General features: G+C 73.9%; 26 protein-coding genes. 6 read left to right on the plus strand and 20 right to left on the minus strand.

The window, feature by feature from the left end; genetic code table 11:
• The first annotated feature begins 80 nt into the window (after positions 1 to 80).
• Complete coding sequence (locus AMK25_RS07635; RefSeq protein WP_073827422.1) at positions 81 to 3,311, plus strand: Ig-like domain-containing protein; 3,231 nt, start codon at positions 81 to 83, stop codon at positions 3,309 to 3,311.
• Between the two features lie 64 nt (positions 3,312 to 3,375).
• On the opposite strand, the gene AMK25_RS07640 is transcribed toward AMK25_RS07635, so the two are convergent.
• The 3 genes from AMK25_RS07640 to AMK25_RS07650 all read right to left on the minus strand — a co-directional run bounded on the left by AMK25_RS07640 (position 3,376) and on the right by AMK25_RS07650 (position 6,225).
• A complete protein-coding gene (locus tag AMK25_RS07640; RefSeq protein ID WP_073827423.1) occupies positions 3,376 to 4,422 on the minus strand; it encodes a zinc-dependent alcohol dehydrogenase family protein in 1,047 nt (348 codons plus the stop codon).
• 574 nt (positions 4,423 to 4,996) lie between these two features.
• The gene (locus tag AMK25_RS07645; RefSeq protein WP_241826300.1) at positions 4,997 to 5,716 is read right to left on the minus strand and encodes a hypothetical protein; all 720 of its coding nucleotides are present in this window, start codon (positions 5,714 to 5,716) and stop codon (positions 4,997 to 4,999) included.
• Between the two features lie 5 nt (positions 5,717 to 5,721).
• Entirely contained in the window at positions 5,722 to 6,225 is a 504-nt protein-coding gene (locus tag AMK25_RS07650; RefSeq protein ID WP_073827424.1) for a SigE family RNA polymerase sigma factor, read from the minus strand.
• A gap of 136 nt (positions 6,226 to 6,361) precedes the next feature.
• On the opposite strand from AMK25_RS07650, the gene AMK25_RS07655 reads away from it, so the two are divergent.
• A complete protein-coding gene (locus tag AMK25_RS07655) occupies positions 6,362 to 7,156 on the plus strand; it encodes a DUF3152 domain-containing protein (protein ID WP_073827425.1) in 795 nt (264 codons plus the stop codon).
• 37 nt (positions 7,157 to 7,193) lie between these two features.
• On the opposite strand, the gene AMK25_RS07660 is transcribed toward AMK25_RS07655, so the two are convergent.
• The 5 genes from AMK25_RS07660 to AMK25_RS07680 all read right to left on the minus strand — a co-directional run bounded on the left by AMK25_RS07660 (position 7,194) and on the right by AMK25_RS07680 (position 10,767).
• Positions 7,194 to 8,021, minus strand: coding sequence for a DUF72 domain-containing protein (locus tag AMK25_RS07660; protein WP_143194717.1), 828 nt, complete (start codon positions 8,019 to 8,021; stop codon positions 7,194 to 7,196).
• A gap of 29 nt (positions 8,022 to 8,050) precedes the next feature.
• Positions 8,051 to 8,680, minus strand: a complete 630-nt coding sequence (locus AMK25_RS07665; RefSeq protein WP_073827426.1) for a hypothetical protein — start codon at positions 8,678 to 8,680, stop codon at positions 8,051 to 8,053.
• Positions 8,677 to 8,916 carry a hypothetical protein gene (locus AMK25_RS07670; RefSeq protein ID WP_073827427.1) on the minus strand — a complete coding sequence of 80 codons (240 nt, stop codon included), beginning with the start codon at positions 8,914 to 8,916 and terminating at the stop codon, positions 8,677 to 8,679. Before AMK25_RS07670 ends, AMK25_RS07665 begins: the two co-directional genes overlap by 4 nt.
• Positions 8,917 to 9,010: 94 nt before the next feature.
• Positions 9,011 to 9,616, minus strand: a complete 606-nt coding sequence (prfH, locus tag AMK25_RS07675) for a peptide chain release factor H (RefSeq protein WP_073827428.1) — start codon at positions 9,614 to 9,616, stop codon at positions 9,011 to 9,013.
• Positions 9,613 to 10,767, minus strand: coding sequence for an RNA ligase RtcB family protein (locus AMK25_RS07680; RefSeq protein ID WP_073827429.1), 1,155 nt, complete (start codon positions 10,765 to 10,767; stop codon positions 9,613 to 9,615). Before AMK25_RS07680 ends, prfH begins: the two co-directional genes overlap by 4 nt.
• Before the next feature lie 219 nt (positions 10,768 to 10,986).
• On the opposite strand from AMK25_RS07680, the gene AMK25_RS07685 reads away from it, so the two are divergent.
• Together AMK25_RS07685 and AMK25_RS07690 are read left to right on the plus strand one after the other, a co-directional pair.
• Entirely contained in the window at positions 10,987 to 11,745 is a 759-nt protein-coding gene (locus AMK25_RS07685; RefSeq protein ID WP_073827430.1) for a peptidylprolyl isomerase, read from the plus strand.
• A gap of 70 nt (positions 11,746 to 11,815) precedes the next feature.
• The gene (locus tag AMK25_RS07690; RefSeq protein WP_073827431.1) at positions 11,816 to 12,793 is read left to right on the plus strand and encodes a DUF2804 domain-containing protein; all 978 of its coding nucleotides are present in this window, start codon (positions 11,816 to 11,818) and stop codon (positions 12,791 to 12,793) included.
• A 43-nt stretch (positions 12,794 to 12,836) separates the two neighbouring features.
• On the opposite strand, the gene AMK25_RS07695 is transcribed toward AMK25_RS07690, so the two are convergent.
• From AMK25_RS07695 to AMK25_RS07735, 9 genes are all read right to left on the minus strand, one after another.
• Positions 12,837 to 14,210 (minus strand): glycosyl hydrolase family 18 protein, encoded by a 1,374-nt coding sequence (locus tag AMK25_RS07695; RefSeq protein ID WP_073827432.1) that lies wholly within the window; start codon positions 14,208 to 14,210, stop codon positions 12,837 to 12,839.
• Between the two features lie 181 nt (positions 14,211 to 14,391).
• Entirely contained in the window at positions 14,392 to 16,653 is a 2,262-nt protein-coding gene (locus AMK25_RS07700; RefSeq protein ID WP_073827433.1) for a catalase, read from the minus strand.
• Between the two features lie 191 nt (positions 16,654 to 16,844).
• Positions 16,845 to 17,669: a metallophosphoesterase family protein gene (locus tag AMK25_RS07705; protein WP_073827434.1), complete on the minus strand. Its 825-nt coding sequence runs from the start codon at positions 17,667 to 17,669 to the stop codon at positions 16,845 to 16,847.
• Positions 17,666 to 18,670, minus strand: a complete 1,005-nt coding sequence (gene pip / locus AMK25_RS07710) for a prolyl aminopeptidase (protein WP_073827435.1) — start codon at positions 18,668 to 18,670, stop codon at positions 17,666 to 17,668. The genes AMK25_RS07705 and pip overlap by 4 nt, the downstream gene beginning before the upstream one ends.
• 46 nt (positions 18,671 to 18,716) lie before the next feature.
• Positions 18,717 to 19,091, minus strand: a complete 375-nt coding sequence (locus AMK25_RS07715; RefSeq protein ID WP_073827436.1) for a hypothetical protein — start codon at positions 19,089 to 19,091, stop codon at positions 18,717 to 18,719.
• A gap of 123 nt (positions 19,092 to 19,214) precedes the next feature.
• The gene (locus AMK25_RS07720) at positions 19,215 to 20,687 is read right to left on the minus strand and encodes a hypothetical protein (protein WP_073827437.1); all 1,473 of its coding nucleotides are present in this window, start codon (positions 20,685 to 20,687) and stop codon (positions 19,215 to 19,217) included.
• Positions 20,688 to 20,822: 135 nt separating this feature from the next.
• Entirely contained in the window at positions 20,823 to 21,785 is a 963-nt protein-coding gene (locus tag AMK25_RS07725; protein WP_073827438.1) for an anti-sigma factor RsbA family regulatory protein, read from the minus strand.
• Positions 21,782 to 22,609, minus strand: a complete 828-nt coding sequence (locus tag AMK25_RS07730) for an MEDS domain-containing protein (RefSeq protein ID WP_073827439.1) — start codon at positions 22,607 to 22,609, stop codon at positions 21,782 to 21,784. The genes AMK25_RS07725 and AMK25_RS07730 overlap by 4 nt, the downstream gene beginning before the upstream one ends.
• Before the next feature lie 23 nt (positions 22,610 to 22,632).
• Positions 22,633 to 23,742, minus strand: a complete 1,110-nt coding sequence (locus tag AMK25_RS07735; RefSeq protein WP_073827783.1) for a hypothetical protein — start codon at positions 23,740 to 23,742, stop codon at positions 22,633 to 22,635.
• 175 nt (positions 23,743 to 23,917) lie between these two features.
• Between AMK25_RS07735 and AMK25_RS07740 the strand changes: the two genes are divergently transcribed.
• On the plus strand, positions 23,918 to 24,391 hold the full coding sequence (locus AMK25_RS07740; protein ID WP_241826278.1) for a GNAT family N-acetyltransferase: 474 nt from the start codon (positions 23,918 to 23,920) through the stop codon (positions 24,389 to 24,391).
• A gap of 590 nt (positions 24,392 to 24,981) precedes the next feature.
• Here AMK25_RS07740 and AMK25_RS07745 read toward each other — a convergent pair.
• Positions 24,982 to 25,497, minus strand: a complete 516-nt coding sequence (locus AMK25_RS07745) for a 2'-5' RNA ligase family protein (protein WP_073827441.1) — start codon at positions 25,495 to 25,497, stop codon at positions 24,982 to 24,984.
• Between the two features lie 101 nt (positions 25,498 to 25,598).
• Between AMK25_RS07745 and AMK25_RS07750 the strand changes: the two genes are divergently transcribed.
• Positions 25,599 to 26,105 (plus strand): mycothiol transferase, encoded by a 507-nt coding sequence (locus AMK25_RS07750; protein ID WP_073827442.1) that lies wholly within the window; start codon positions 25,599 to 25,601, stop codon positions 26,103 to 26,105.
• On the opposite strand, the gene AMK25_RS07755 is transcribed toward AMK25_RS07750, so the two are convergent.
• Together AMK25_RS07755 and AMK25_RS32650 are read right to left on the minus strand one after the other, a co-directional pair.
• Positions 26,092 to 26,727, minus strand: coding sequence for a glycoside hydrolase family 88 protein (locus AMK25_RS07755; protein ID WP_338013369.1), 636 nt, complete (start codon positions 26,725 to 26,727; stop codon positions 26,092 to 26,094). The two genes, AMK25_RS07750 and AMK25_RS07755, sit on opposite strands and share 14 nt — an antisense overlap.
• The gene (locus tag AMK25_RS32650; protein WP_241826279.1) at positions 26,655 to 26,879 is read right to left on the minus strand and encodes a hypothetical protein; all 225 of its coding nucleotides are present in this window, start codon (positions 26,877 to 26,879) and stop codon (positions 26,655 to 26,657) included. The genes AMK25_RS07755 and AMK25_RS32650 overlap by 73 nt, the downstream gene beginning before the upstream one ends.
• Positions 26,880 to 26,989: the final 110 nt, after the last annotated feature.

Below are 26,989 nucleotides of genomic sequence, written 5' to 3' on the forward strand. Positions count from 1 at the left end.
GGTGGCGTCCGGCACGCGGACGGAGGGACCCGGGAATCACCCGAGGGGGGCCGTCCCGGCGGACAGGGAGAGTTGTCTCGATGCGAGTTTGGAGTCGCGCGGTGGCGGTGCTCGCCGCCGGCGCGGTCGTGGTGGTGGGCGTACCGGCGCTCGCCGGCACCGTCGTCGTGCGGGACGCCGGCGTGGCCGGCCGGACCGGCGCCCAGGCGACCGGGAGCAGCGCCGCGCTCGGCGCCGCGCGCACCACAGCCACCCGGGCGCTGGTCACCCCCGGGGACACCCGGCTGATGCCGACCACGCCCCGCACCGACACGCCGCGGATCACCAACGGCGAGATCACCGACATCGAGGTGATCGGCAACCGGGTCTTCGTCGCCGGCACGTTCACCTCGATCTCGAACGTCGGCGGGACCGCGATCGCACAGAAGTCCCTGGCGTCGTACAACCTGGACACCGGCAAGGTGGACACCGCCTTCAAGCCGACGATCGACGGCGCGGTCGCCGCGGTGGAGGCGTCGCCGGACGGCTCGTCGCTCTACATCGCCGGCTCGTTCAACACGATCAACGGCGTCACCAAGCGCAAGATCGCCCGGCTGAACCCGGCCACCGGCGCGCCGGTCGCCGCGTTCACCGCCACCGCGAACGCGCGGGCCACCGCGCTCGCCGTGAGCGCCAACGCCGTCTACGTCGGCGGCCAGTTCGCCACCGTCAACGGGGTCAGCCGCAGCGGCCTGGCCGCGCTCAACCCCACCACCGGCGCCGTCGACACCGGCTTCAACCTGCCGCTCACCGGCGGCATCGGCGTCGGCGGCATGCTCACCGTGCAGCAGCTCAAGCTCACCCACGACCGCAGCAAGCTGCTGGTCGTGCACACCGGCCGCCAGATCGCCGGCCAGGACCGCTACGGCGTGGCCCTGATCGGTACGGCGAGCAAGGCGCTGCTGCCGTGGCGTACCCGGCTGTGGGAGGACAACCTCTCCTTCGTCGGCGGCATCCAGCGCGTCTTCGCCGGCGACATCGCGCCCGACGACTCGTACTTCGTGGTCACCAGCGGCTCCGGCGGCGACCGCCCGCCGATCAACGACACCGCCATCGCGTACCCGCTGACCGGAAACGACAACGTCGAGCCACTCTGGATCTCCCGGCACTTCGACAGCATCTACTCGGTGGCGATCACCGACACCGCCGTCTACGTCGGCGGGCACTTCAGCTGGCAGGAGTCGCCCACGTCGAACGTGCCCTGGCCCGGCCTGGACAACGTCGGCTACGGCACCGGCCAGGGGCTCAGCGGCTACGGCCTCGGCGACCAGGTGGTCCGCCGCGACCACCTCGGCGCGCTGGACCCGCTCACCGGCACCGCGCTGGAGTGGAACCCCGGCTCCAACTCGTACGAGGGCGAGAAGGCGATGCTCGCCACCTCGCGCGGTCTGCTCGTCGGTGGTGACGGCAACGTCAAGGGCAGCAAGACCACCGGCCGGGTGGCCTTCTTCGACCTCTCCCAGCAGCCCGCGCCCGCGCCGCTGGACACCACAGTCACCACGCCGATCGAGGGCGCGGTGAAGCCGGCCGGCGAGGAGTTCACCATCAGCGGCCAGGCGCTCGCCCCGGCCGGCGTGGCCCGGGTCCAGCTGGAGATCCAGGACCGCAACAGCGGCAGGTACCTCCAGGCCGACCTGACCACCTGGGGCGAGTTCAAGGCGATCAACACGACGGTGGCCGCGCCGAACGCCACCTCCACCACGTGGAGCCTGCCGGTGACGCTGCCGGCCGGCGTCTACCAGTTGCAGGCCAAGACGTTCGACCGCAACGGCGCCGGCGACACCACCAAGGCGGTCAAGAAGATCGAGACGTTCCGCTTCGACGACCTGCCGCCGTCGACCCGGATCAGCTCACCGTCGGCCGGCCTGCTCGCCACGCAGACGTTCGTGGCCTCCGGCACCGCCACCGACGACAAGGGCGTCAACTCGCTGATCTACTCGTTCCGCACGGCGGACAACAGGTACCTCCAGGACGACGGCACCGTCGCCGCCGTCTACAACACCTTCCGCGGCGAGCCGGACGTGATCGGCGCGACGTCCGCCACCTGGCAGTACGAGGTCACGCTGCCGATCGAGGGGCAGTGGAAGATGACCGCCACCGCCGTCGACACGACCGGGCAGAGCGACCTGCGCGGCGACACCCGCGACTGGACCGTCTCCGCCAACGGCGTACCGCCGACAGTGGCGATCACCTCCCCGGTGGCGATGACCCCGCCGGGCAACCCGGCGCCGCTCACCGTCGCACCGGGCGGCACGATCACGTTCGCCGGTACGGCGAGCGACGACGACGCCCTCAAGTCGGTCGAGATCTACCTGCGCAACAACACCACCCGCGAGGCGCTCGCCACGGACGGCACCTGGGGCGCCGACTCGGTCGCCGGCTACCACCGGATCTCCCCGACCAACCTCGACGCGGCGACGTTCGACTGGTCGTTCACCACGGTGCCGCTCACCCCCGGCGTCTACGACTTCCGGGTACGGGCGACCGACAAGCTCGGCCTGACCACGTCCAGCAACAACATGGGCCGGCTCACCGTCACCGCTCAGGTGCCCGGCGACGCCTTCCCCAACGGGCTGCTCAGCTTCACCGGCACCAACCAGGACATCGACCGGCTGCACCTGGACCTGGCCGGCACCGCCACCGACGACAAGGGCGTACGGGCGGTCCGGATCGCGCTGCGCGACCTGGACACCGGCCGGTACGTGCAACCAAACGGCACCATGGCCGCCGCGTTCGCCACAGTCGACGCGACGCTCGCCTCGCCCGGCGCGACCAGCACCGGATTCACGCTCTCGATCGACCTGCCCACCCGGGGCACCTACAGCGTCGAGGCGTGGGCCGTGGACACCGCCGGCCAGCAGGACAACTCGACAAGTGGCGCGACCGCCCGTTACCTGGTCTACCCCGGTGACACCGACCCGACGCTGGAGCCGAGCATCACGCCGGTCGAGGGACAGGCGTACACCGGTGGCCGGATCGTGATCACCGGCCGGGCGGTGGACGACGGCGGGATGCAGAAGGTCGAGGTGCAGATCGGCAACAGCGCCGGGCAGGGCATGAACTCCGCCGGCACGTTCGGCCGGGCGGGCGCGCCGAGCAACTGGCCGTGGATCGCCACGTTCCTCACCAGCCCGGGCTCGCCGGGGTCGAACTTCGCGTACACGTCGCCGGTGATCCCGGCCGGCACGTACACGGTGACGATCCGCGGCATGGACAACCGCGGGCAGTACCAGCAGCCGCCCCGCACCGTCACGGTGACCGTCACCGACTGATCGGGCCGCCTCGCGGGCCGGTCCGCGCCGGGTCTCCCGGCGCCGGGCCGGCCCGCGCCCGTTCTCAGGGCTGGATCAGGCACATCCCGGCGACGGCCGGCCGGTCCATCGTCGCCAGGGCGTCCGGCGCGGCGGCCAGGTCGACGGTGCGGGTGACCAGTTCGGCGGGGCGCAGCACCCCGGCGGTGACCAGCCGCAGCATCTTCGGGTACGCGTGGGCCGGCATGCCGTGGCTGCCGAGCAGCTCCAGCTCGTACGCGATCACCAGGTCCATCGGCAGCGCCGGGCGGCCCTGCGCGGCGGGCAGCAGCCCGACCTGCACGTGCCGGCCCCGCCGGCGCAGACCCTCGATCGACGCCACGCAGGTGGCGTGAGCGCCCAGCGCGTCCAGCGACAGGTGCGCGCCCCCGCCGGTGGCGTCCCGGATCGCGGCGGCCACCTCGCCCGGCCCGCCCAGCGCGCTCGCGTCCACACAGACCGCGGCGCCGCAGCGGCGGGCCATCTCCAGCGCGCCGGGCGACACGTCCACCGCCACCACCCGCGCCCCGCTCGCCGCCGCGATCATCACGGCGGACAGGCCGACGCCGCCGCAGCCGTGCACCGCCACCCATTCGCCGGCCGCCACCCGGCCCTGCGCGATCACGGCCCGGAACGCGGTGGCGAACCGGCAGCCGAGCGCGGCGGCGGCCGCCTCGTCCAGCTCGTCCGGCAGCCGGACCAGATTGACGTCGGCGTGCCGCACCGCGACCAGTTCGGCGAACGAGCCCCACCCGGTGAAGCCCGGCTGGGTCTGCCGTTCGCAGACCTGCTGGTCGCCCGCCAGGCACGAGGGGCACCGCCCGCACGCGCAGACGAACGGCGCGGTGACCCGGTCACCGGGCCGCCAGCCGCGTACGTCCGCGCCGGCCGCCACGACGACACCGGCGAACTCGTGCCCCGGCACGTGCGGCAGGCGGATGTCCGGGTCGTGGCCCTGCCAGCCGTGCCAGTCGCTGCGGCACAACCCGGTCGCGCCGACCCGGACGACCACCCCGTCCGGCGCCGGCGCCGGGTCGTCCACCTCCCGGACCTCCGGCCGCACCCCGAACCGCTCGAACACCACAGCACGCATGCCCCCGATCCTCACACCCACCCCACCCGCCCTCCGCCCCGCCCTCCGCCCCTCCCGCCCCCGCCCCGCCCTCCGTGCCTCCCGCCCCCGCCCGCGCCCGCGCTCCGCGATCTTGCACTTGCGGCCTCGTCGATGCCGTGAATGTCCCATCCGACCGGGCAGAAAGCGCAAGATCGTCGGCGAGGGAGCGCGCCAGCCGCCGGTGCCCGCCTCGCCTGCCCGTCTCAGGCGCCATGTCTCCCGTGACCTGAGATTCGTGGTCCGTATCCCGGGAGCTGTCGTAGATCTTGGTAGGAAAGTGCCCTTATAGGGGCCGTTTCGTACCAAGATCTGCGGGCGGCTCGGGCGGCTCGGGCGGCTCGGGCGGCTCGGGCGGCTCGGGCAGCTCGGGCGGCTCGGGCAGCCGGTGCGGGGGAGGGTGCGCGGGGCGGCTCGGAGCAGCGACTCAAGGACTTCGGAGCGGGTTCGGCTCTCACGCCTCGCCCCCTGACGTCGGTGATCAAGGAGTTTGTGTCCTCACCAGCGCGGTGTCAGCCCGCAAACTCCTTGATCACCGGGGGAAAGGGGGTGCGGGCTACAGGCGGTGGCCCTGGGGGTCTCGGGCGGTGATGCCGTCGAGCGGGATTCCCGGAGTGAGGGTCTTCGGGTCGAACCAGAAGATCACCACCTGGAGGTCCTCGCTCCACCTGGCCAGCTTCGCCTCGACCTGCCGGCCGTCGACTGTCCCGACGATGCGTGCCGCCGGGCCGACGAAGTAGCCGAACGTCGGTATCGACGTGTCGGTGGGCACCCGCTGCTGGTCGTACCCGATCTCGTGGAACCCCGGCCGGCGGTCGCTGCCGGAGACGTCGTTCACCAGGAAGTCGGAGGTCAGGCGGCCGTCCGGCGCGCGCCGTCCGGCGACGAGGCCGATCGTCACACGCGGCAGTTCCGGCACGTCGACCGGGACCATGAAGAACACGCGTTGGTCGGCGCCGTACCGGATGCCGCTGTCCACGACGGTCCCGAGCGGTCGCGGCGGCGCCTCGGTCGGGGCCGGCGCGGCGGTCGGCGAGGGCGGGGGAGTGGCGGCGGACGCGGTGGCGACCGGCTCGCCGGCCGGGAGGTCCGGCGGGCCGGGCCGCGTCGCCACGGCGTCGACCCCGACCGCCACCGCGATCGTCGCCACCGCCGCCGCGACTCCGGCGCCGATCCGCCGGCGGCGGCGCAGGCGGCGTCCCCGGCGCATGATGTCCGCGATGTCCAGGCCGTCGGCTCGTTCGGTCGCCCGCATCGCGCGGCGCAGCTCGTCCATCTCGGTCACCGGCACGTCTCCTGCGGTCGGGGCGTGGACAGACCGGCGGTACGCAGCTTCTCCAGCGCCCGGGACGAGGTGCTCTTGACGGTGCCGACGGACACGTCGAGTTCGCGGGCCACCTGGGCCTCCGGCAGGTCGAAGTAGTGACGCAGGACGACGACGGCGCGTTCGCGCGCGGTGAGCGTGCCGAGCGCGGTGACCAGCCACCGCCGCGTCGCCACCTCCTCGGCCATGTCGCCGCCGTGCCGCTCCGGGAGGTCGTCGCTCGGGTACTCGCGGATCGGCCGCCGCCAGGTGTCGACGAGGTGGTTCACCAGCACCGAACGGGCGTAGCCGTACGGGTCGCCGTTGCGGATCCGGGACCAGGACGCGTACGTGCGCACGAGCGCCGTCTGGGCGGCGTCCTCGGCGTGATGGTGGTTGCCGGTCATGAGGAAGGCGGCGTGCGTCAGCCGCGCGGAGGACGCCCGCGCGAACTCGACGAACTCCGCGTCACCCCGGGCCATGCCGGTCCTCTGCACCTCTCACCCAGGTAGGGACGTGCGGGAAGCGGAAAAGGTTGAGTCCCGGCCGCACCAACTTTCGCGACGGGTCACCCGTCCTCATCCCCGCGCCCCCGACCGGGCGCCGAGGGGAGACGAGATGACCAGGACCGTGGACCGGACACGCGGCGGCGCGGCGGTGTTCGCGCTGGCGGTGTCGCTGGCCGGTTGCACACCGGCGGTGACCGACCAGCCCGCAGTCGCGCTGTCCGGGCCGGCCGGGCCGTCCGCTGCCGCGCCGGCCGCGTCGGCGGCGGCGCCCGTCCGATCCCGGCCGGCGCGGATCGGCTATCCCGCCGAGGGCGGCAGCCGATGGCGGTTCGCCGCCGCCGAGCCGGCCACCACAAGGGGTACGGGCCGGCTGCTGCGCTACCGGGTGGCTGTGGAGCGCGACATCACGGGTCTGCCACCGGCCGAGTTCGCGGCGCAGGTCACCGGCATCCTCGCCGGCCCGGGTGGCTGGACGACTGACGGACGGATCGCCCTGCGCCGCGTCGGCGCCGGCGGCCCCGCCGACTTCACCGTCTACCTCGCGACCCCCGGTACGCGCGACGACCTGTGCGGGGACGGGCCGGACCGGTACACGTCCTGCCGCAGCGGGGACCGGGTGGTGGTGAACGTGGCCCGCTGGGTGCTCGGCGCGCCCGCGTACGGGAGCGACCTCGCCGCGTACCGCCGGTACGTGGTCAACCACGAGGTCGGCCACCGCCTGGGTCACGGGCACGAGCGCTGCCCGGGGCGGGGGCGTCCGGCGCCGGTGATGCAGCAGCAGACGCTCGGCCTGCACGGCTGCACGCCGAACCCGCTGCCGTTCCTGCGCGGCGAGCGGTACGCGGGCCGGTCCGGCGCGTACGACGATCGCCTGCCCCCGCCCGAGGGTGGCCGGCCGGGCTGACGTCCCGGTCCGGAGCCGGGTCCGTGCAGTCCGGCGCTCAGAACAGCGTGGCCGGGCCGACCGGCTCCGGCTCCGGCAGCGGCGCGAGCCCGGGCACCCGCTCGCGGACCTGGTCGTGGAAGCGACGGGCCAGCTCGGGCGCGTCCGCGTTGTCCGGCGTGTGCACGAACACCGTCGGCGAGCGGCCCTCCCGCAGCCAGCCGGTGACCACATCCAGCCACGGCTGCCAGCCCTCGACGGTGCGGGCCGGGTCGTCCCGGCCCAGGTAACGCACGATGGGCCGGTCGGTCAGCGCCCGGGTACGCAGCGGCAGGCGCGGCTTGCGTGTCCACGCCTCCCGTTCCGCGTCGCTGGTCGGCGGCGTCCGGAAGAACGCTGTGGTGTCGAACGGGACCCACTCAGCTCCGTGCTGGTACAGCGTGGCCTCCAGCGCGTGTACTGCACCGGCCTCGGTGAAGAAGGCGGGGTGGCGGACCTCGACGGCGTACCGGTGACCGGCGGGCAGCGTGCGCAGGAACCGGTCGAGGTCGGGCACGTCACCGGGGCCGAACGAGCCGGGCAACTGGATCCAGAGCGCGTCCGCCCGGGGCCCGAGCGGCTCCATCGCGTGCAGGAACGCGTGCAGCTCGGCCTCGCCGCCGGTGAGCCGGCGCTCGTGCGTGACCACCTTCGGCAGCTTCGGCAGGAAACGGAAACCCGGATCGGTCTGCTCGGCCCAGGACGCCACCGTCTCCCGGGCCGGCGTCGCGTAGAACGTGGTGTTGCCCTCCACGGCGTCGCACCACCCGGCGTACGCGCGCAGCCGCTCGTGCGCGGGCAGCGGATGCGGCAGGAAGCGGCCGGACCAGGACTTGTGCGTCCACATCGCACAGCCCACGTGCAGGCGCAGCCCGGTCACCGGTAGGGCCAGCTCGTCGAGCCGCCGCGCAGCGCCGCCTCCCGGTTCCACTTCCGGGTGAAGTACAGCGCGAGGCAGCCGAGCCCGGCGAGCACCGGGGCGAGCAGCATGAGCAGCAGCCCGGCGCCGAGCCGGAACCTGTCGCTCTGGATGCCCTTGGCGGTGGTCAGCGCGAACGCCTCCGCACCGGCGCCGGTGCAGCTCACGAAGTCGGTTTCCATCCAGCCGATGCCCTCGGTGGCCAGCACCGGAGTGAACTGCCGCGGGTCGCCGCGATCGCGCATCACCGCCGCGGTCCCCTCGGGCCGGGCCCCGGTCAGCTCCCTGGTCCGCTGCTCGCCGGTGGAGTAGACCCGGCTCTTCGTGGTGCACCGGACGGTGGCGGGGTCGACTGTGGCGGGGGTGGCGAGGATCAGGATGTTGCCGGGGCGTACGCCGGTGTCCCGCACCTTGATTTCGGCGCCGGGGGCGAACTCGGCGGCGGCGGAGAAGGTCGACGCGGCCGCGAACGGACCCGTCTGGGTGAGCAGGGCCAGGCCGAGGAACCCGGCCAGCAGGAACCCGCCCCCGCCGACGAAGATCCACATGGCGACCACGGCGCGGAAGCGCTGCACGAGCGGGTTCACCGGACGCGGTCCATGTCGCAGGCGCCCTCGGTGACCTGTCCGGGGTCGGCGTCCCCGACCGACAGGTCGCTCACGCCCCGGGGGAACTGCCCGGTCTCCTGCTTGACGGACACGGCCTCGCGCATCGCGTCGCGGAGGTAGGTCTCGGGATCGGTGCCGGCATCCCCGCCGCAGGAGGCGAGCAAGAGAACCCCTGTCGCCAGCGCCGCCGTCAGACCGGTCCTTCTCCGTCGCATCCGTCCTCCTCGCGCGCCACGTCGGCGGGCGGGGGCCGCCCGTCCGCCGCGCCCACGGTAGCCGGACCGGTCAGCGGCGGCGGATCGGGCCGCGTCAGGGCCGCTCCACCCGTACCGGGTCGCCGCGCACGAGGTCGTCGTGGACGCGCCAGCGGGCGTCGACACCCGCGCGCCGGGCCGCCTCGTCGTCGGCCGCGATCCGCTGCCGCAGCAGCTCGACCGCGATACGGCGGTTGAGGTGCAGGTGCCGTTCGGTGTCGACCACCACGGTCCGGCCGGACGGTCGGTGCGTGGCCCGGACGGCGGTGCTGGCCTTGTTGCGGTGCTGGCCGCCCGGCCCGCCGGTGCGGCACGGCACGAACTCGACGTCCGCCTCGTGGAACGGCGTGACCACCATTTCGGTCCGGCACGGGCGCGCGGTGACGTACCAGTTCTTGCGGCCGTGACCGGTCCGGTACGGGCTGGGCGCCTGCCAGCAGAGCGTGCCGGTCCACCCGGCCGCGAAGCCCTCCGCTCCGGCGCCGGTGATCCGGACCAGCACCGACCGGTAGGTGCCGGCCCGGTCGCCGGGCACCGTCTCGACCCGCTCGGTACGCAGGCCCAGCCGGGTCGCCTCGCGCTCCAGGCGGGACAGCAGCCGGGCGAGCGCCCACGCGCACTCGGCGGGTCCGCGCCCGGCGGACAGCAGCAGCTCGGTCACCGGCGGCCCTTGCGGCGCTCGTCGCGCCGGCCCACGTCCGGCGTCTTGTACGTGACAAGCGGAACCGTCGTGGTGATCGGCGTGGCGAGGTCGTGCGCCACGAGGTCGCCGATCACCTGCTCGATGCGCTTGTACGCGGTGGGCGCCTCCTCGAACAGCAGCTGCCGGTCGCCGCACACCACGATCGAGCCGACCGGCGTACGCCGCAGCTCCTCGACGGTGTGCTTGGCCCGGCCCCGCCGCAGCGCGTCGGCGCGGGACATCTTGCGCCCGGCGCCGTGCGCCACCGAGTAGCCGGCGTCCGGCCCGGCGTGCGCGGCCACCAGGTAGGAGGGCGTGCCGCGGGTGCCGGCGATCAGCACGTCCCGCCCGTCGCCCGGCGCCGCGCCCTTGCGGTGCAGGTAGCGCCCGTCGCGGATCTCGACCAGGTTGTGGCACTGGTCGACGACGGGCTCGGTCGGTTCGGCGCCGAGCGCGTACGCGACCCGTGCCGCCAGCAGCCGCCGGTTGAGCGAGCCCCAGCGCACCGCCGCGTCGTGCCGGGCCAGGTAGGCGTCCGGGTCGGGCGCGGGACCGGCGCCGTGCGTCTCGGTGTGCTCGCGCAGGATGCGCTCGCCCAGCCCACGCGATCCGGAGTGCACCACGAGCACCAGGTCACCGGCGTCCAGCCCGAGCCGCGTGGCGTGCTCTGCCGCGAGGATCGGCCCGACGCGGGCCAGCTCGACGAAGTGGTTGCCGCGCCCGACCGTGCCGAGCCCGTCGAGATGCCCGGCCGGCACCTCGCCGTCCAGCACCGACCAGGCCGGGTCGTCCGCGTCCCGATCCGGGTCGAGCGCCCGGTCCAGGTCGGGGAACCGGGCCGCGAGCCGTTCCGGTACGACCCGGCGCAGCGCGATGGGGAACACCGCGATGCCGCACCCGATGTCGGAGCCGACGAGGAACGGGTAGAGCACCGTCGAGGCCATGGCGGCGCCGATCGGCGCGCCCTTGCCGGGGTGCAGGTCGGGCATGGCGGCGACGTGCATCATGCCGTCCAGGGCGGCGACCTGACGGCACTGGTCGAGCGCGGCGGACTCGATCCAGCTGCCGGGGGAGGAGAAGACGGAGACGGTGGCGGGCACGACGGCCCGCCCGGAGGGGTACGCGGACACAGACGCTCGATTCTGCGGAAAAGAGAAGCGGGAACGGCAGGCGGCGCTGAGGGCCTGCGGGCTGGGATGCGATCCGTCAGAACGTCATGCCGCTCACCTTCTCGGAAGCGGCTCGGGCCGGCAACCGACTTTCGACCCGCCGAGCGCCCGCGTCGACATCGGGTGACCCGATCCATAGACTCCGGTCGTTCTGGTACCACGAGTCCAGGGAGGACCACCGTGTCGAGCGAAACCCGAACGCACGCCGCCTTACCCCTGCTGGCCCGCCTCGCCGGGGTGAGCGTGGCCGCCGCGACGATCGTCGCCGCCGCAGGTGTCGCCGCCACCGCGGCGCCGGCCGCCGACCCCGCGCCGACCAAGGGGCCGTGCGCGTACACGCCCACGCCGGACGAGCCCGCGGCGCGGCCGGTGTCGCTGCCGCCGGACCCGCGCCGGACGCCGGACCGCGGCACCGTACGGGTCACGCTGCGCACCAACCAGGGGCCGATCGGGTTGACGCTGGACCGCGAGCAGGCGCCCTGCACGGTGCAGAGCTTCCTGCACCTGGTCCGCAAGCACTTCTACGACCGGACGCCCTGCCACCGGCTCACCGCGTACCCGACGCTGACGGTGTTGCAGTGCGGCGACCCGTCCGGCACCGGCGAGGGCGGCCCGGGCTACCGGTACCGCGACGAGCTGCCCACCGACCTGCCGCCCGCGCCGACCGACCCGACCGGCGTACGCCGCCTGTACGCGCGCGGCACGCTGGCCATGGCCAACGCCGGCCCGGACACCAACGGCAGCCAGTTCTTCCTGGTCCAGGCCGACTCTGCGCTGCGCCCCAACTACACCGTGTTCGGCCAGGTCGACGCGGCCGGGCTGGCCACGCTGGACCGGATCTCGGCCGGCGGCATCGCGCCCACCCCGGAGGACCCGGCTCCGGTCGACGGCGCGCCGGCGGTGCCGGTGGAGATCTGCCGCGCCAAGCAGGGTCGCTGACGCGACGGCCCGGCGGGACGGCTGACGAGGCCGCCCGCCGGGCCCGCGTCGCCGCCGGTAGCCTGCGGCGATGACGCATGAGCGGGAGATCACCGAGCCGGTGGACCTGTGCCGGCCGGACGGCCGGCTGAACCCGGCGGCGGTCGGCTGGAGTCGCCGGCCGCTGCACCGGGCGAACCTGCGCGGCTGGGGCCGGGCCAAGCGGTGGGAGCACTGGGGTGTGGTCACCCCGACGCACATTCTCGGCCTGGTCGCGTCGTCGCTGGACTACGCCGGGGTGCAGAGCCTCTACCTGCTCGACCGGCGCACCGGCCGGGAGACCACGGCGGAGGCGGTGGTGCCGTTCGCCCGGGGCACGGTGCTGCCCCCGGTCAGCGGCGACGGCCCGGTCCGGGCCCGGGGCGGGAACCTCACCATCGCCGTGGACCAGGGCCCGGACGGCAGTACGCTGCGGGCGAGCGCGCCCGGCGTCGAGGTGGACCTGACCGTGCCGCTGCCGCCCGGCCACGAGTCGCTCGGCGTGGTGGTGCCGTGGAGCACCCGCCGCTTCCAGTACACGGTCAAGGACATCGGCCGCCCGGTGCACGGCACGATCACCGTGGACGGCACGGCGTACCCGGTGGGGGAGGGGTCGTACGCGGCGCTCGACCACGGCCGGGGCAAGTGGCGGTACGCGGTGCGGTGGAACTGGGCGGCCGGCAGCGGGCCGGGCCGGTCGATCCAGCTCGGCGGCAAGTGGACCGACGGCACCGGCTCGACCGAGAACGCGGTCTTCGTCGACGGGCGGCTGCACAAGATCGGCGCGGATCTGACCTGGGAGTACGACCGCGCAGACTGGCTGCGGCCGTGGCGGATCACCGGCGACCGGGTGGACGTCACGTTCCACCCGTTCCACGAGCGGGTGGCGCGTACCAATCTGGTCGTGCTGGCCGGGGAGACGCACCAGTGCTTCGGGCACTTCACCGGCTGGGCCGCGACCGACGACGGCGAGCGCGTGGACCTCGACGGCCTGGTCGGCTGGGCCGAGGAGGCCCGCAACCGCTGGTGAGGCCGGTCCCGCCGGGCCGGGCGGCCCGGCGGGAACCTCTCGGTCAGGCCGGCAGCCGCCAGACCTGGTTGGCGCCGCCGAAGCAGTCCCAGATCTGCAACCGGGTGCCGTTTGCGGAGCTGTTGCCGGTGGCGTCCAGGCACCGCCCCGAGGCCGGGTTGCGCAGCGTGCCGTTGCTCTGCGCCTGCCACACCTGGGCGCCGGTGCCGTTGCAGTCCCAGAGCTGGATCGTGGTGCCGTTCGCGGTGCCGGCGCTCGTCACGTCCAGGCACTTGCCCAGCGCGCGCAGCGTGCCGTCACCGGCGACGGTCCAGCTCTGCGCGGCGGTGCCGTTGCAGCCGTAGAGCTGGATCGCGGTGCCGTTGGCGGTGCTCGCGGCCGCCACGTCCACGCAGGCGCCACCGATGCCGGTGATCGGCCCGGTGCGCCCGGACGGCGGCGGCGTGCCACCGCCGGTGACGGTGTCGTAGATCGCGCTGACCAGGGAGGTCGAACCGGTGGTGTCCTGCGACAGTTCCCAGTTCATCATCCCGCCGGCGTTGGCCATGGCCCACTGCGTCTTGCGCTTGACTGTCGGTACGCCGTTGTAGCACTGCTGCGCGCCGCCCACCGTGGTGCAGTCCCGGTTGGCGTTCGCAGGGTCCATGCCGACCAGCGCGGAGTAGGTGTAGTAGCCGGGCCGGCTGTAGAAGGGCACGCCCAGCACCGCCTTGGCGGCGGGCAGGCCGCGTGACTTCCACCTGTTGACGCTGGCGATCGACCAGTCGTAGTTGGCGTGCGGGCTGCCGCCGTCGTACGCCATGATGTTCAGCCAGTCCACCGAGCCGAAGACGGCGGTGGGCACGCCGTCGACGTAGTAGCCCTCGGAGACCACGGCGGCGGTGAGCAGCTTGCCGCGGCTGTGCAGGGCGCTGCCGAGCTGCTGCATCAGCAGCGTGTAGTTGTTCGCCGAGGCGCCCGGGTCGGGATACTCCCAGTCCATGTCGACGCCGTCGAGGTTGTACTGGCTGACGAAGGCGATCAGGTTGTTGACGAACGCGGTACGCGCGCCGGAGCTGGCGGCGAGCGACTCGAACGCGGAGTCGTCGCCGTCGTTCCAGCCGCCGACGGCGATGGAGACCTTGACGTTGTTGGCGTGCCCGAGCGACACCAGCGAGGAGAGCTTGCTCGGGTTCTCCACCGGGCGCAGGCTGCCGTCGCCGTTGGGGAGCACGAACGCGTAGTTGATGTGGGTGAGCTTGCCGTACTGGATGGTGTTGACGTTGCCGCTCCAGGACGGCATGTAGCCGACGCTCTTGAAGTTGTTCGGCAGCACCACCGCCTCGGCGGCGGTCGGGGCGAGGGTGAGCGTCGCGGCGGTGGTGGCCAGCGCGAGCGCACCGGCGGCCAGGCGCCGCCGGAGGTGAGGTCTGGGCATCGAGGGCCTTCCCGGGGACGGGGGCGGATGGGGGTCTTCCTCGAGGTGGCCCAAATATTAAAGAGTATTAACTAAGCCGTCAACGATGAGCGTCGATGGGTAACCAGTGGTGAGCGGCCGCATACGCACGGCGTGGGGGTGGCCCCGGATCCGGGACCGCCCCCACGCACGGGACACGGGATCAGGCGACCGAGGCCGGGAACCTCTCCCAGACCCGGTGCGCCGCCATCAGCCGCTGCACCTCGGTGAGCACCTCGGCGCCGGAGCCACCGGTGACCACGCCCGGCGTGCCGGCGACGCCGGCCTGGCTCAGCACCTCGGCGCCCGCGCCCCAGGCGCCGATCACCTTGGCGTGCCGCCACGCCTCCTCGACCAGCAGCAGCACCCGCGGGTCGACGGTGGCCGACCCCGGCTTGCCCGCCTTGGCGTCGCGGGCCGGCAGCGCGTCCGGCGCCGGGGCCGGCGCGCCGGCCAGCAGCACCGCGTCGAACTCGACCGAGCGGCCGGTGGCGAACGTGCGCTGCACCGGCAGCCCGTCGACGGTGCCGCCGTGCGCGGCGATCAGCAGCGGCACCATGCCGGCGGCGAACACCGCCCGGCGTACCTCGTGCACGTCGCCCAGGTCGGCCTGGGCGTCGACCACGATGCCGACCATCCGGCCGTCGGCCGGCCACTCCCGGCCCACCTGGGACAGCGCCGGGCTGGGCTGCACGTCGGCGAGCGGCGCCGTGGGCTGCGGCACGGGCAGGCCCAGGCCGATCGCCACCTGCTCGCACAGCACCGGGTCCACGTTCGCCAGGCACTGGAGCTGCCGCTCCTTGATCGCCTGGTGGTAGCACTTGCCCAGCTCGAACGTGTACGCCCGAATGATGTGCTCCTTCTCCACCGGCGACATGCTCTGCCAGAACAGGCGTACCTGGCTGTAGTGGTCGTCGAAGGAGGCGGGCGCGGCCCGCACCTTCGGCGCCTCGGCCACCGTCACCGGCGTGTCCACGAACGCGTGCTCCCGGTCGCCGGCCGGGAACGGGTTGCCGCCGTCGAGCGAGTTCGGCCGGTACGGCGCCACGCCCGCGTGCACCGCGTGCTGGTGGAAGCCGTCACGGAACATGTCGTTGACGTCGGCGTGCGGCCGGTTGATCGGGATCTGGGTGAAGTTCGGCCCGCCCAGACGGGTGAGCTGCGTGTCCACGTACGAGAAGAGGCGGCCCTGCAACAGCGGGTCGTTCGTCACGTCGATGCCCGGCGGCAGGTGCCCGACGTGGAACGCCACCTGCTCGGTCTCGGCGAAGAAGTTGCGCGGCGTCTTGTTCAGGGTGAGCTTGCCGATCGGCTGCACCGGCGCCAGCTCCTCCGGCACGATCTTCGTCGGGTCGAGCAGGTCGATCCCGGCGAACGTCTCCTCCGGCGTGTCCGGGAAGACCTGGATGCCCAGCTCCCACTCCGGGTACGCGCCGGCCTCGATCGCGTCGTACAGGTCGCGGCGGTGGTAGTCCGGGTCGATGCCGCCGATGAGCTGCGCCTCCTCCCAGGTCAGGGAGTGCACGCCCAGCTTCGGCTTCCAGTGGAACTTGACCAGCACCGTCGCCCCGGCCTCGTTCACCAGGCGGAACGTGTGCACGCCGAAGCCCTCCATGGTCCGGTAGGACCGCGGGATGCCCCGGTCGGACATGTTCCAGATGGTGTGGTGCTGCGCCTCGGTGTGCAGGGAGACGAAGTCCCAGAACGTGTCGTGCGCGCTCTGCGCCTGCGGGATCTCCCGGTCCGGGTGCGGCTTGCCGGCGTGGATGACGTCCGGGAACTTGATCGCGTCCTGGATGAAGAACACCGGGATGTTGTTGGCGACCAGGTCGAACGTGCCCTCGTCGGTGTAGAACTTGGTGGCGAAGCCACGGGTGTCACGGACCGTGTCGGCCGACCCGCGCGAGCCGAGCACTGTGGAGAAACGGACGAAGACCGGCGTCTCGCGGCCCTTCTTCAGGAACCCGGCCCGGGTCACCTCCTCGGCGGTGCCGTACGCGACGAACGTGCCGTGCGCGCCCGCGCCCCGGGCGTGCACCACCCGCTCCGGGATCCGCTCGTGGTCGAAGTGGGTGATCTTCTCCCGCAGGTGGTGGTCCTGGAGCAGGACCGGGCCGCGCGGACCGGCCTTCAGCGAGTGGTCGGTGTCGCGCAGCCGGGCGCCGTTGGCGGTGGTGAGGTACGCGCCCTGCTGCCCCTTGGCGATCTTCGGCACGCCGGTCTCGGCGCCGGTCGGGGTCCGGGTGTCCGGCGCGCCCTGCTCGTCCTTGGGCGGCAGCGGCCCGTGCGGCGTGGTCGGCTCCTCCAGTGGCGGCGGCGCGCTGCCGGGAGCGCCCGGCACGTCCGGAGTCAGCGCGTCGCCGACCTTCTCGACGGCGGCTTCGACGACACCCTTGACGATCTGGGTGGGCTTGCTGGATTCCATCAGGACCTGTCCTCCTACAGCGAAATGTCCAGGCCCCTTCGGCCGTACCCCAGCTCAGGGCGGGCAAACCGGAACAATCGCGAAATCGCTGCTCAGGACCGGCGCGGCACGGCCACGGCGGTGAGCAGCCAGCGGCCGTCCAGGACGTCAGCGGCGGGCCGCCGGCGCCCCGGCCGGCAGCAGCGCCCCGATCATCCGAGGATCCGCCTCATCGGCGCCGGCTCGCCGCCGCGACGCCGCCACTCGCGCGGGTAACCCAGCGACACCTCCTCGAACCGCACCCCGTCGTAGTGCGTGGTGCGCGGGATGTGCAGGTGGCCGTAGACGGCGACCGCCGCGCGGTGGCTCACGTGCCAGTCGGCCGTCTGATCGGTGCCGCACCACTGGGCGAACTCCGGGAACCAGAGAACCTCGGTGGGCTGGCGCACCAGCGGCCAGTGGGTCACCAGCACCGTGGGCAGCGCCGGGTCGGTGGCCGCCAGCCGCCGCCGGGTCGCCTCCAGCCGCGCCCGGCACCAGGACTCCCGGTCCGGGTACGGGTCGGGGTGCAGCAGCATCTCGTCGGTGCACACCACACCGGCGTCGTACGCCGCGCGCAGCGACTCCTCCTTTGTGGTGGTGCCGGGGGCGCGGAACGAGTAGTCGTAGAGCAGGAACAGCGGCGCCACGGTGACCGGGCCGCCGTCGCCCTGCCACACCGCGTACTCGTCCTCCGGGGTCAGCACGCCCAGCTCGCGGCACATCGCCACGAGCGCGTCGTAGCGGGCCACGCCGCGCAGCGTCACCGGGTCGTTCGGGTGGGTCCACAGCTCGTGGTTGCCGGGCGCCCACACCACAGTGGCGAACCGGTCGCGCAGCAGCCGCAGCGTCCGCTCCACGTCGGCGAAGACCTCGCCCACGTCACCGGCCACGATCAGCCAGTCGTCCGCCGTCTCCGGCCGCAGGCCGTCCACCACCGCGCGGTTCTCCGCGTACGACACGTGGAGGTCACTGACCGCGTACAGCGCACCCGTCACCCGGCCGATCCTGCCAGCGGCGCTCCCGGATGACCAGGCTCGCCGTCCCGGCTCTCGACCCGCGCGGTCACCTCGTCCAGCGCGCGCAGCACCTCGCGGGTCACCCCCGGCTCGGCCGCCGAGTGCCCGGCGTCGGGCACGATGCGCAGCGTCGCCTCGGGCCAGCGGCGGGCCAGCTCGTACGCGGACACCGGCGGACAGCACAGGTCGTAGCGGCCGTTGACGATTACGGCGGGCAGGTGCCGGATCCGGTCCACGCCGTCGAGCAGCTGGCCCTCGCCGAGGAAGCCGCCGTGCACGGCGTAGTGCGACAGGATCCGGGCCACCGGCAGCGCGTGCTCGTCGGCGGTGAAGTGGGCGAGCAGCTCCGGGTCGGGGCGCAGCGCCGAGTTGACCGCCTCCCACCGGCCCCAGGCCCGCGCGTACTCCCGGGCCCGCGCCTCGTCCGGGCCGTGCAGCCGCCTGTGGTACGCGCCGAGCACGTCGTCGCGCTCGCCCGGCGGGACCGGGGCGACGAACCGCTCCCACTCCTCGGGCTGCAGGTGCCGCAGCCCGCCCTGGTAGAACCAGTCCCGCTCGCTACGCCGCAGCAGCAGCACGCCGCGCAGGACCAGGCCGGTGACCCGCTGCGGGTGCGCCTGCGCGTACGCCAAGCCGAGCGTGGTGCCCCACGACCCGCCGAACACCAGCCACGAGGCGATGCCCAGCCGCTGCCGGATGGTCTCCAGATCGGCCACCAGATGCCAGGTGGTGTTGGCGCGCACCTCGCCGTGCGGGGTGCTGCAGCCGGCGCCGCGCTGGTCGAACAGCACCGCCCGGTGGCGCCCCGGGTCGAAGAATCGGCGCGCGGCCGGCACCAGCCCACCGCCGGGCCCGCCGTGCAGGAACACCACGGGTACGCCGTCCGGCCGCCCGACCTCCTCCACGTACAGGACGTGGCCGTCACCGACCGGGAGCCGGTGCGTGACGTACGGTTCGGCGGGCGGGTGCAGGCCGGTCATGCCCTGCCATTCTGCCCGCCGCGGCCGGCGCCCGGCGGCCCGTCGTTCAGCAGGCGACGTTGCCGCCGAGGTTGTCCAGCAGCGCGTCGGCGACCCAGCCGGAGACACCCGTGGTGACATCCCGCAGGTACGTCCACGTGTAGGTGGTCTTGCCGTTGGCGGTGACCCGGTCGCCGCTGGCGAAGCAGTGGAAGTCGACGTTGTGGTTGAGCTGCCCGTAACCCAGCGAGGCGCAGGTGGTGTGCGGGCCGGTGCGGATGTTGACGTTCGTCGCGTTGAACAGCTGGCCGAACTTGCTGTCGACGTTGGAGTGCGAGTGGCTGCACCCGGCGCTCGCCGGTCCGGCCGTGGCGGTCACCACGGCGCCCGCCGTGGCGACGGTCAGGACGACGGCGGCACCGATCGAGGAAATCTTCCGCATACCCGTCAACCCCCGGATAAAGATCGAGATGCACCAGCAGATCGATCCAAATATTTGCATAGAGCAAGGTCGATGGGCAAGATGCGGCGCCGCCGGACCGGCCGGACCGGCGGCACCGATCGCTCAGGCGGTGGCCGGCACGCCGTTGTCCGTACCCGTTGTCTCGATCTCGGGCACCCCGCGCGGAGCCGGCGTGCGGACCGCGAACGCGTCGAAGCTCGGCCCGTCCAGCCGCTCGACGATCGGCTCCACGGCGGGCGGCTCCGACCGGTCCGGCTCGCCCGCGTCCGCCTCGATCCGCCCGTCCACGGTCCGAGCCGCCGCGTCCGCGTCGGCGGCGACCGCCGAACGCACCGACACCTGCGGATACTCGGCGGTCTCCCCGCCGCCCGCGGCGGCCGCCATGACCGCCGCCGCGGCGAGGTCGGCGACCCGCTTGGCCTCCCGCTGCACCCGGGCCCGGGTGTCCTTGGCGTGCTGCTCGGCCAGGTCCGCCGCGCGCCGCGCCTCGTCGAGCCGCCTGGTCTCGGCGGCCAGCTCCCGGCGCACGCCGACCAGCCGCTCCTCCAGGTCCGCGCCGTCGCGCTCGATCGTGCCGATCTCCCGCCGGGTCTCCTCCAGCTTCCGGGAGACCGTCTCCAGTTCCGCCTTGAGCCCGGTGAGCGTCTCCTGCCGCTGCTGGATCTCCCGCTGCACGCCGGCGAGCTGCTCCTGGTGCGCCGCCGTCTCCTCGTCGGCCCGGTCACGGACCTCGGTGGCGTACTGCTGGGCCTCGGCGACGAGCGCGGCGATGTCCTTCTCGGCGGCCGCGGCCCGGTCGGCCAGCTCCTGCTCGGCGGCGGCCCGCCGCTCGTCCAGTTCCTTGGCCATCGTGGCCTGCCACTGGGCCAGCTCCTGCTGGGCCTTGCTGCGGTTGGCCTGGACCTCCTGCTGAATCTGCGTCCGCGCGGCCTTCACCAGCGCCTCGGACGCCGAACGCGCCTGCTCGACCTGCTGCGCGCTCTGCTCGCTGACCCGCTTCGCCTCCTGCTGGGCGCGGTCGTGCGCGGCCTGCCCCTCGACGCGCAGCTTCTCCGCCAGCTCCCGCACGGCGGTCAGCTCCGCCTGCGCGGCGGCCCGTCGCTCCTCGTCCACCCGCTCCTGCTCGGCCCGGCGCGCCGACAACTCCTCGTCCAGCTCGCGCCGCTCGCGCGCGGCCTGCTCCTGCGCCGCGGCCAGCAGCTTCTCCGCCTGCGACTGGAACTCGTCCGCCCGCCGGGTGGCCACCTCGGTGATCTGCCCGGCCTGCTTCTCGGCCAGGTCCAGAATCTGGTCGACCATCGGGCCGAGGTCCCGGAAGGACGCCCGGTCCACCGCCGCCGCCGGACGCTCACGCAGCTCGGCCGCCTCGGCCTGCGCCCGCTGCGCCTGCGCGGTCAGCTCACGCACCTGCGCGTACGCCCGGTCCCGGGCGGTGGTGAGCGCGCTGACCTCGGCGTCGACCTGCTCGACGTACCGGTCCACCTGACGTTTGTCGTAGCCGCGCAGCGCCGGATCGAAGCGCGGGCGCGCGGACACGTCGTCGTGGGGAGCGAACGGATCGTCGCCGTTGGACATGCGCCATCCTCCGTCGGTTCGCCAGCGCCAGGCCGGCGGATGACCGCCCCGCAGGGCACGATGAGGCGCTACGGTACCGCGTCCGCGCGCGCGTCTCGCCCCGCCCCGCCCGCTGCCCGCCGACCGGCGTCGCGGTCAGACCGGGAAGTGCGGGTTCCCCGCCGTCAGACGGATGGTGAAGCCGCTCGCGTCGCGGTGGTGCGTCACGTGGTCGCAACTCTGGTGACTGATCCAGAGACCCAGCCCGCCGTCGGAGCCGTCGCCGACGGGCAGCAGCCCGGCGTACGGGTCCTTCGGTCCGGGGCCCCGGTCGTGGACGGTGACCACGATCCGGTCGGGGGCGCGCCACAGCCGCATCCGCACCGGCGGCTCGCCGTGGCGCAGCGCGTTGCTCACCACCTCGCTCACCGCGATGACCAGCCCGTCGGCGCTGTCCGGCGGGAGCAGGCCGTTGTCGGCGGCGCGCACCTCCGCCCGGGCCCGGGCCGGCGTCGGGTCGATCAGATCGACGAGCGGCGCCGTCCGCTGCACCGGGTCCAGCGGCGCCGGACGCGGCTCGGTCAGGTAGCTCATCGGGTCGGTGTAGAGATCGACCGTCTCGTGCCCGCCGTCCGGCCGGGCCACCCGGGGATGGGTACGCGCCACGTCGGCCAGCACGCGCGCGGGGGTGCTGCGGCGGTCGTAGGCGCAGATGCTCCAGAGCGGGAAGTCGTCGTAGGCGTGGTTGATAGCCGACTCGTAGCGGGCCCACCAGTCCCAGGTCGCGCCGAGCACCACCGGCGGCAGCTCGCCGACCACCCGGATCTGCGCCGCTCCCTCCGCCATGTACGAGGCCAGGCGCTCCCGGTAGGCGCGCAGCGCGACACTGGGCCGGGCGTAGAGGTCGCCGACCGGCAGGAACGTGACGTCGGCGCCGGCGGGCAGCGCCCGGCGCACCAGCTCGGCGTTGGGCTCGTCGAGGTTCACCGCCGTCGGTTCACCCGCGGCGAGCCCGTCCAGCAGGAACGGCACAGCCACGGCGAGCAGCTCCTCGTCGGAGTCGTAGAGGAACGCCTCGTGGAAGTAGCCCACGTGACCGGAGGCGGCGCCGGTCCTCATCTGAGCACCTCCACCCGCACCTCGGTCAGGCCGAGCAGCTCGACCAGCCGGGCCGGCGCCTGGTGCGGCGTGCGCAGCACCGCGACGGCGTCGTGGCGGCGGGCGTGGTCACGCAGGTGCAGCAGGCTGCGGTGATCCACGAAACGCAGCTCGGCGGCGTCGAACACGAGCCGGCCGGCCACCGGCCGCGGGTCGGCCCGCTCCAGCGCCACCGCGAAGCCCCGGTGGTTCGACGGGTCCAGTTCGCCGCCGAGCGCCACCACCGCGTCACCCCCGCCGGAGTGCAGCCGGAACAGCACATCGGCGTTGGTCTGCGGGTGCAGGCAGGCCAGCTCCTCGATCGCCGCGTCGCCGAGCTGCCGGCGGTCGTAGGCGCAGACCGCCGACATCGGCCGGTGCCGCATCCAGTGGTCGATGCGGTGCTCGTAGCGGGCGAAGGCGTCCCGCTGGGCGGGGGTGCGGACCAGGCTGGTCGCCTCGGCCAGCACCCGCAGGCCGGTGTGACCGGCGGCCAGCGCCTCGGTGGTGGCCCGCGCGTACGCCCGGACCTGCCGCTCCGGGTCGACGATCTCGTCGTGCCGGTACGCCTCGCCGACGGGGAGCAGGCGCAACGCGTCCCGCCGGCGTGCGGCGTCGACCCCGGGCACCGACCTCAGCCAGCCGGCCATGGTGGCGCGATCCTGCGGGCCCACCACCCAGACCTGCTCCCCGGCGGCGAGGCCGGCGGTGACCTGCTCGACCGCCAGCGCGCGCAGCGTGGCCGGATCCTCGTAGGTGAGGCAGCCGTGGGTGTAACCCGGGTACGACACGCCCCCGCTGGTCACCGGCTCTGCCTCATGGGCCCAGTCTATGCCGTGCCCACCTGCAGGTCCCGCCAGGCCGTGGCCTCGGGCGGCGGGTCGCCCAGCTCGAACTCGGCCCAGTTGTTCCAGTACGCGATCGCGTCCACGTCGTTCTGCTGACGCAGCCAGGTGACGTGCTCCCGGACGGTGCGCGCCCGGCCCGCGCCGGTGGTGTCGGCGGCGGTGCGGCTCAGGCCGTACTCCGGGACCAGCAACCGGATACCCGGGTACGCGGCACGCACCTTGCCGAAGGCCACGCCGAACATCCGCGAGGCCGGCCAGTACGCGGCGGTGTCCCGCGAGTAGCAGTCCACGCCGTAGTGGGTCATGCCCGGGTAACCCCAGTCGGTCGGGTTGCCGCGTCCCTCGTCCAGCCAGTAGCGGGTCACGATCGGGCCGTGCCCGAGCACCCAGCGCCGGTTGCGGTGAGCGGCCACGATCTGCGTCACCCGGCTGGCCGTCGCCCGGTACGTGGCCGGGGCCACGTCGCCCATCGGCTCGTGGTACCAGGTCAGGTAGATCGGGCGGTTCACGCCGTCGAGCCAGCCGGCCAGCTGCTCGACGTCGTCCTTCCAGCTGACGTGCATGACGGCCGACGGCGCGTCGGCGAACTTCCCGGTGTTGAGCGCGGGCAGCTCCGGCAGCGTGTCCGCGTCCGGACCGTCGGTGCCGAAGTCGCGCATGTAGCGGATGCCCGGGAAGTCGGCCACCGCCCGCTGCGTCCGCGCGCCCTTCTCGGCGCTCATCCCGACCAGCAGCGGCACGGTCAGCGTGGTGGTGCCCGTGCCGGTGCGGCCGGCGCCGTCACGCGCCGTCGCGGTCAGCGTCACCGTGCCCCGGCCGGCCAGCACGGTGACTGTGAAGCGGCCCGGTTCGGCGCCGGCCGGTGTGACAGTCACCCCGGGCGAGGCGCTGGCGAGCTGGACGGTCAGCGGGACGCTCAGATCCACCCGGACCGGGCTGTCCCAGGTGACGCCGGTGGGGTCGCTGACCCGGCCGGCGAGCGTCAGCAGCCGCGAGTCGGGGTGGTAGGCGTCGACCCGTACGGTGGTCGACTGCCCGGGCAGCAGGACGGTCTGGTCGGCGGTGACGGAGCGGACGACGGGTGCGGCCATGAGGATCTCCTTCGACGTGTTTCGCTGCCGCTCCAGCCGCACGTCTTCGGGTGGCCAGAATGGCTCTGACCTGCGCTTTTACCAGCTTGCGTCGGTTCGGCCGCGATCGTCAGGGCAGCCGCAGATGGCGCGAAACCCGGTCGCCGCCACGCTGTCACGCCCGCATCCTGGACCGATGTCGATCAGCGTGCGGGAACTGCGCGTGCCGGACTGGCCGGCGCTCTGGCCGATGATGCGGGACATGGGCGTCGGCGACGAGCCGCCGGAGGCCCACCGGCTCCGCTTCGCCGCGCTGCTCGCCGACCCCCGCTGGGCGCTGCTCGGCGCCACCGGCGCCGACGGGTTGATCGGGTACGCCGCCGCCCAGGACCACGGCCCGCACCTGCGCTCCGGCGACGCGCACCGCACCGTACGCCTGCACGACCTGTACGTCCGTCCAGACCGTCGGCGTGACGGGGTGGGCCGAGTGCTGTTCACGGCGGTCCGCCGCTGGGCGGCCGGCCGGGCGCGGCACCTGGAGTGGCAGGCCCACCACGAGCGGGCGGCGCCGTTCTACGAGCGGCTCGGCCACCGGGGCGACCCGTGCCCACAGCCCGACCACCCGACGTTCCTGCTCGACCTCACCCGCACTGACCCCACCCCGCACTGACCCGCCCAAGATCGTCACCAGTTCGGGGAGGTGGCTGCATCGGATGGGTTCTGATGCCCCCACTTCCCCGAACTGGTGTTGATCTTGGAGCGGGATGGCACCACTTCGCCAAGCTGGTGTGGATCACGGACGTCGGGGGAGTTGTTGGCGGTGGGAGAGGTGCGCGCCTCGGCTGGTTGGTGTCGGCTGGCTGTTGCTCGCGTAGCTGCGATGGCTGCCGCGCGGGGTCGAGCCTCAAGATCGTCACCAGTTCGCGGAAGTGGCTGCATCGGAGGGCCTCTGATGCCCCCACTTCCCCGAGCTGGTGTTGATCATGGGTCGGGATGGCACCACCTCGGCGAGCTGGTGTGGATCACGGCCGCGGGCCGGGCCGGGTCGCTCGGCGAGGTGGCTCGTGGTGGGCCGGGGTGGGGCCAGGCGCTCGGCGGGTGGTGGTGCGAGCGGGTCCCCGCTTCGGTGCGGGATGCCCATGATCGACGCCAGGTCGGGGAAGTGGGGACATCGGAGGTGGTCTGATGCAGCCACCTCCCCGAGCCGGCGTGGGAGCCGGGGGAGGGGAGCCCGGGGGAGGGGAGAGCTGGGGGAGAGGGTCAGGGGAGGGGGTGGGAGATGTCGCGGGCGTGGTCGGCCACCGCCGCGCCGACCACCGTCGCGGTCAGCGGCAGCACCTCCAGGCATCGGCGTACGGCCGCGCCCATCAGCGGGTTCGGCACCCGCATGGACAGCGTGCAGTGCGGCACCCAGCGTCCCGGCCGGTAGTGCTCCACCACCTCGACACCGGCCCGCGCCAGCCGGTCGTGCACCTCGGCGTGGTGCGCCAGCAGCTCGGGCGTCGGCGCCGGCCCGAGCCACAGCACCCGCCCGACGAACTGGCCGGCGTGCTGGAACTCCAGCCGCAGCGGCGCGGCCACCACGGTTCCGGACAGCGCCTCGGCGACCCGGTGCGGGTCCAGGCGGGGTGCCACCGCCAGCGACACGTGCGGGCGGTGCCGCTGCGCCAGCAGTGACCGCAGGCTCGGCACCCCGTCGGACTCCAGGAGGTCCCACAGCACCCGGATGCGCCGGGTGGCGTCGGTGTCGAGATACAGCTCCAGCGCCGCGACCACCCGATCACCCTAGATGTCGGGTCCCGCGACGAGGTTTGCCGGGCACGCTGGGCGGTACTGCCCGGGGAACGGCAGCAGACGAGCGAGGGGAGTGAGGCCGCGTGGACGCGACGGACGTGCTGATCGAGGCGTACGGCCGGTTGCCCGACATGGTCGCCGGGGCGCTCGACGGGCTCGACGCGGCCCAGCTGCGGCGGGCGCCGGCCGAGGGGGCGAATCCGGTCGGCTGGCTGGTCTGGCACCTGACCCGGATCCAGGACGACCACGTCGCCGACGTGATGGGCGAGCCGCAGCTCTGGGCCGGCGGCGACTGGGCGGCGCGGTGCTCTCTGCGACCCGACCCCGCCGAGACCGGCTTCGGGCACGGCCCGGAGCAGATCGCCGCGGTACGCCCGGAGAGCGGCGGCGTGCTGCTCGACTACCACCGGGCGGTGGTGGACCGTAGCCTGGGCTACCTGCGCGGGCTGCGCCCGGCCGACCTGGACCGGGTGGTGGACGAGAACTGGGATCCGCCGGTGACGCTCGGGGTGCGGCTGGTCAGCGTGCTCGACGACGACTTCCAGCACGTCGGTCAGGCCGCCTACGTGCGCGGGCTCATCCTGGGTTGAGCGCCGCCCGGCGCAGCGCGGCGTGCCCGAGCAGGTGGCACGCCTGCGCCTCGGGGGAGGTGCCCGGTCCCGCGAAGTCCGGCGCCCCGCTGACCCCTGTCACCCGGCCGTACCCGTCGACCCGCCGGCCGGCGGCGGCCAGCAGCTCCGCTCCCACGTCGAACCAGGACCGGGGCAGCCATCCGTCGGCCACTCCGGTGAGCGCCGCGTACCCGAGCAGCTGGGCCGTGTTCGCCTCGCGGAACGCGCCGGGGTCGTCGAGCACGTCGGGGAAGAGGCCGTCGGCGCCCCGGTACGCGAGGCAGGCCGTCAGCACCTCCTCGACGTGCGCGGCCAGCTCGGCGCGGAGCGGGCCCGGCCAGTCCGGCGCGAGGCGCAGCGCGCGGGCGATCCCGGCTACCACCCAGCCGTTGCCGGTGCCCCATGGTTCGGGCCGGTCCAGTTCGCCCCGGTCCTCGTCCCAGCGGGCGGCGTACAGGCCGGTGCGGCTGTCGTGCAGCCGCTCCCGGTGCCCGGCCACCTGCGCGGCGGCCGGTCCGGCGTGCCCGGTCAGCGCCAGCAGCGGCACCACCATGTAGACCGTGTCCGCCCAGACCTGGCGGCCGTCGAGCAGGTGGAACAGCGTGCCGTCGGCGGCCCGGGGCGCCCGGCGGCCTCGTCCAGGCCGAGGTCGAGCAGGGCCTGGCCGAGGATGCCCTGCTCCCAGGACTCGCGTTGCATCGTCAGCAGCGCGAGCAGCACCCGGTCGGCGGCGGCGTTCCCGGTCGTCACCATGGCCGGTGGTTACCCGGCGCGCCGCCGCGCCTCACCCGGACCGGGTGAGTTCGCCTCACCCGGGGCACGGGGATCCTCGCGGCACGGGCGGCGCCGTCAGGCGGGTGGCC

The organism is Micromonospora sp. TSRI0369 (assembly GCF_001905625.1).
In the GTDB taxonomy this organism is placed as follows: domain Bacteria; phylum Actinomycetota; class Actinomycetes; order Mycobacteriales; family Micromonosporaceae; genus Micromonospora; species Micromonospora echinospora_A.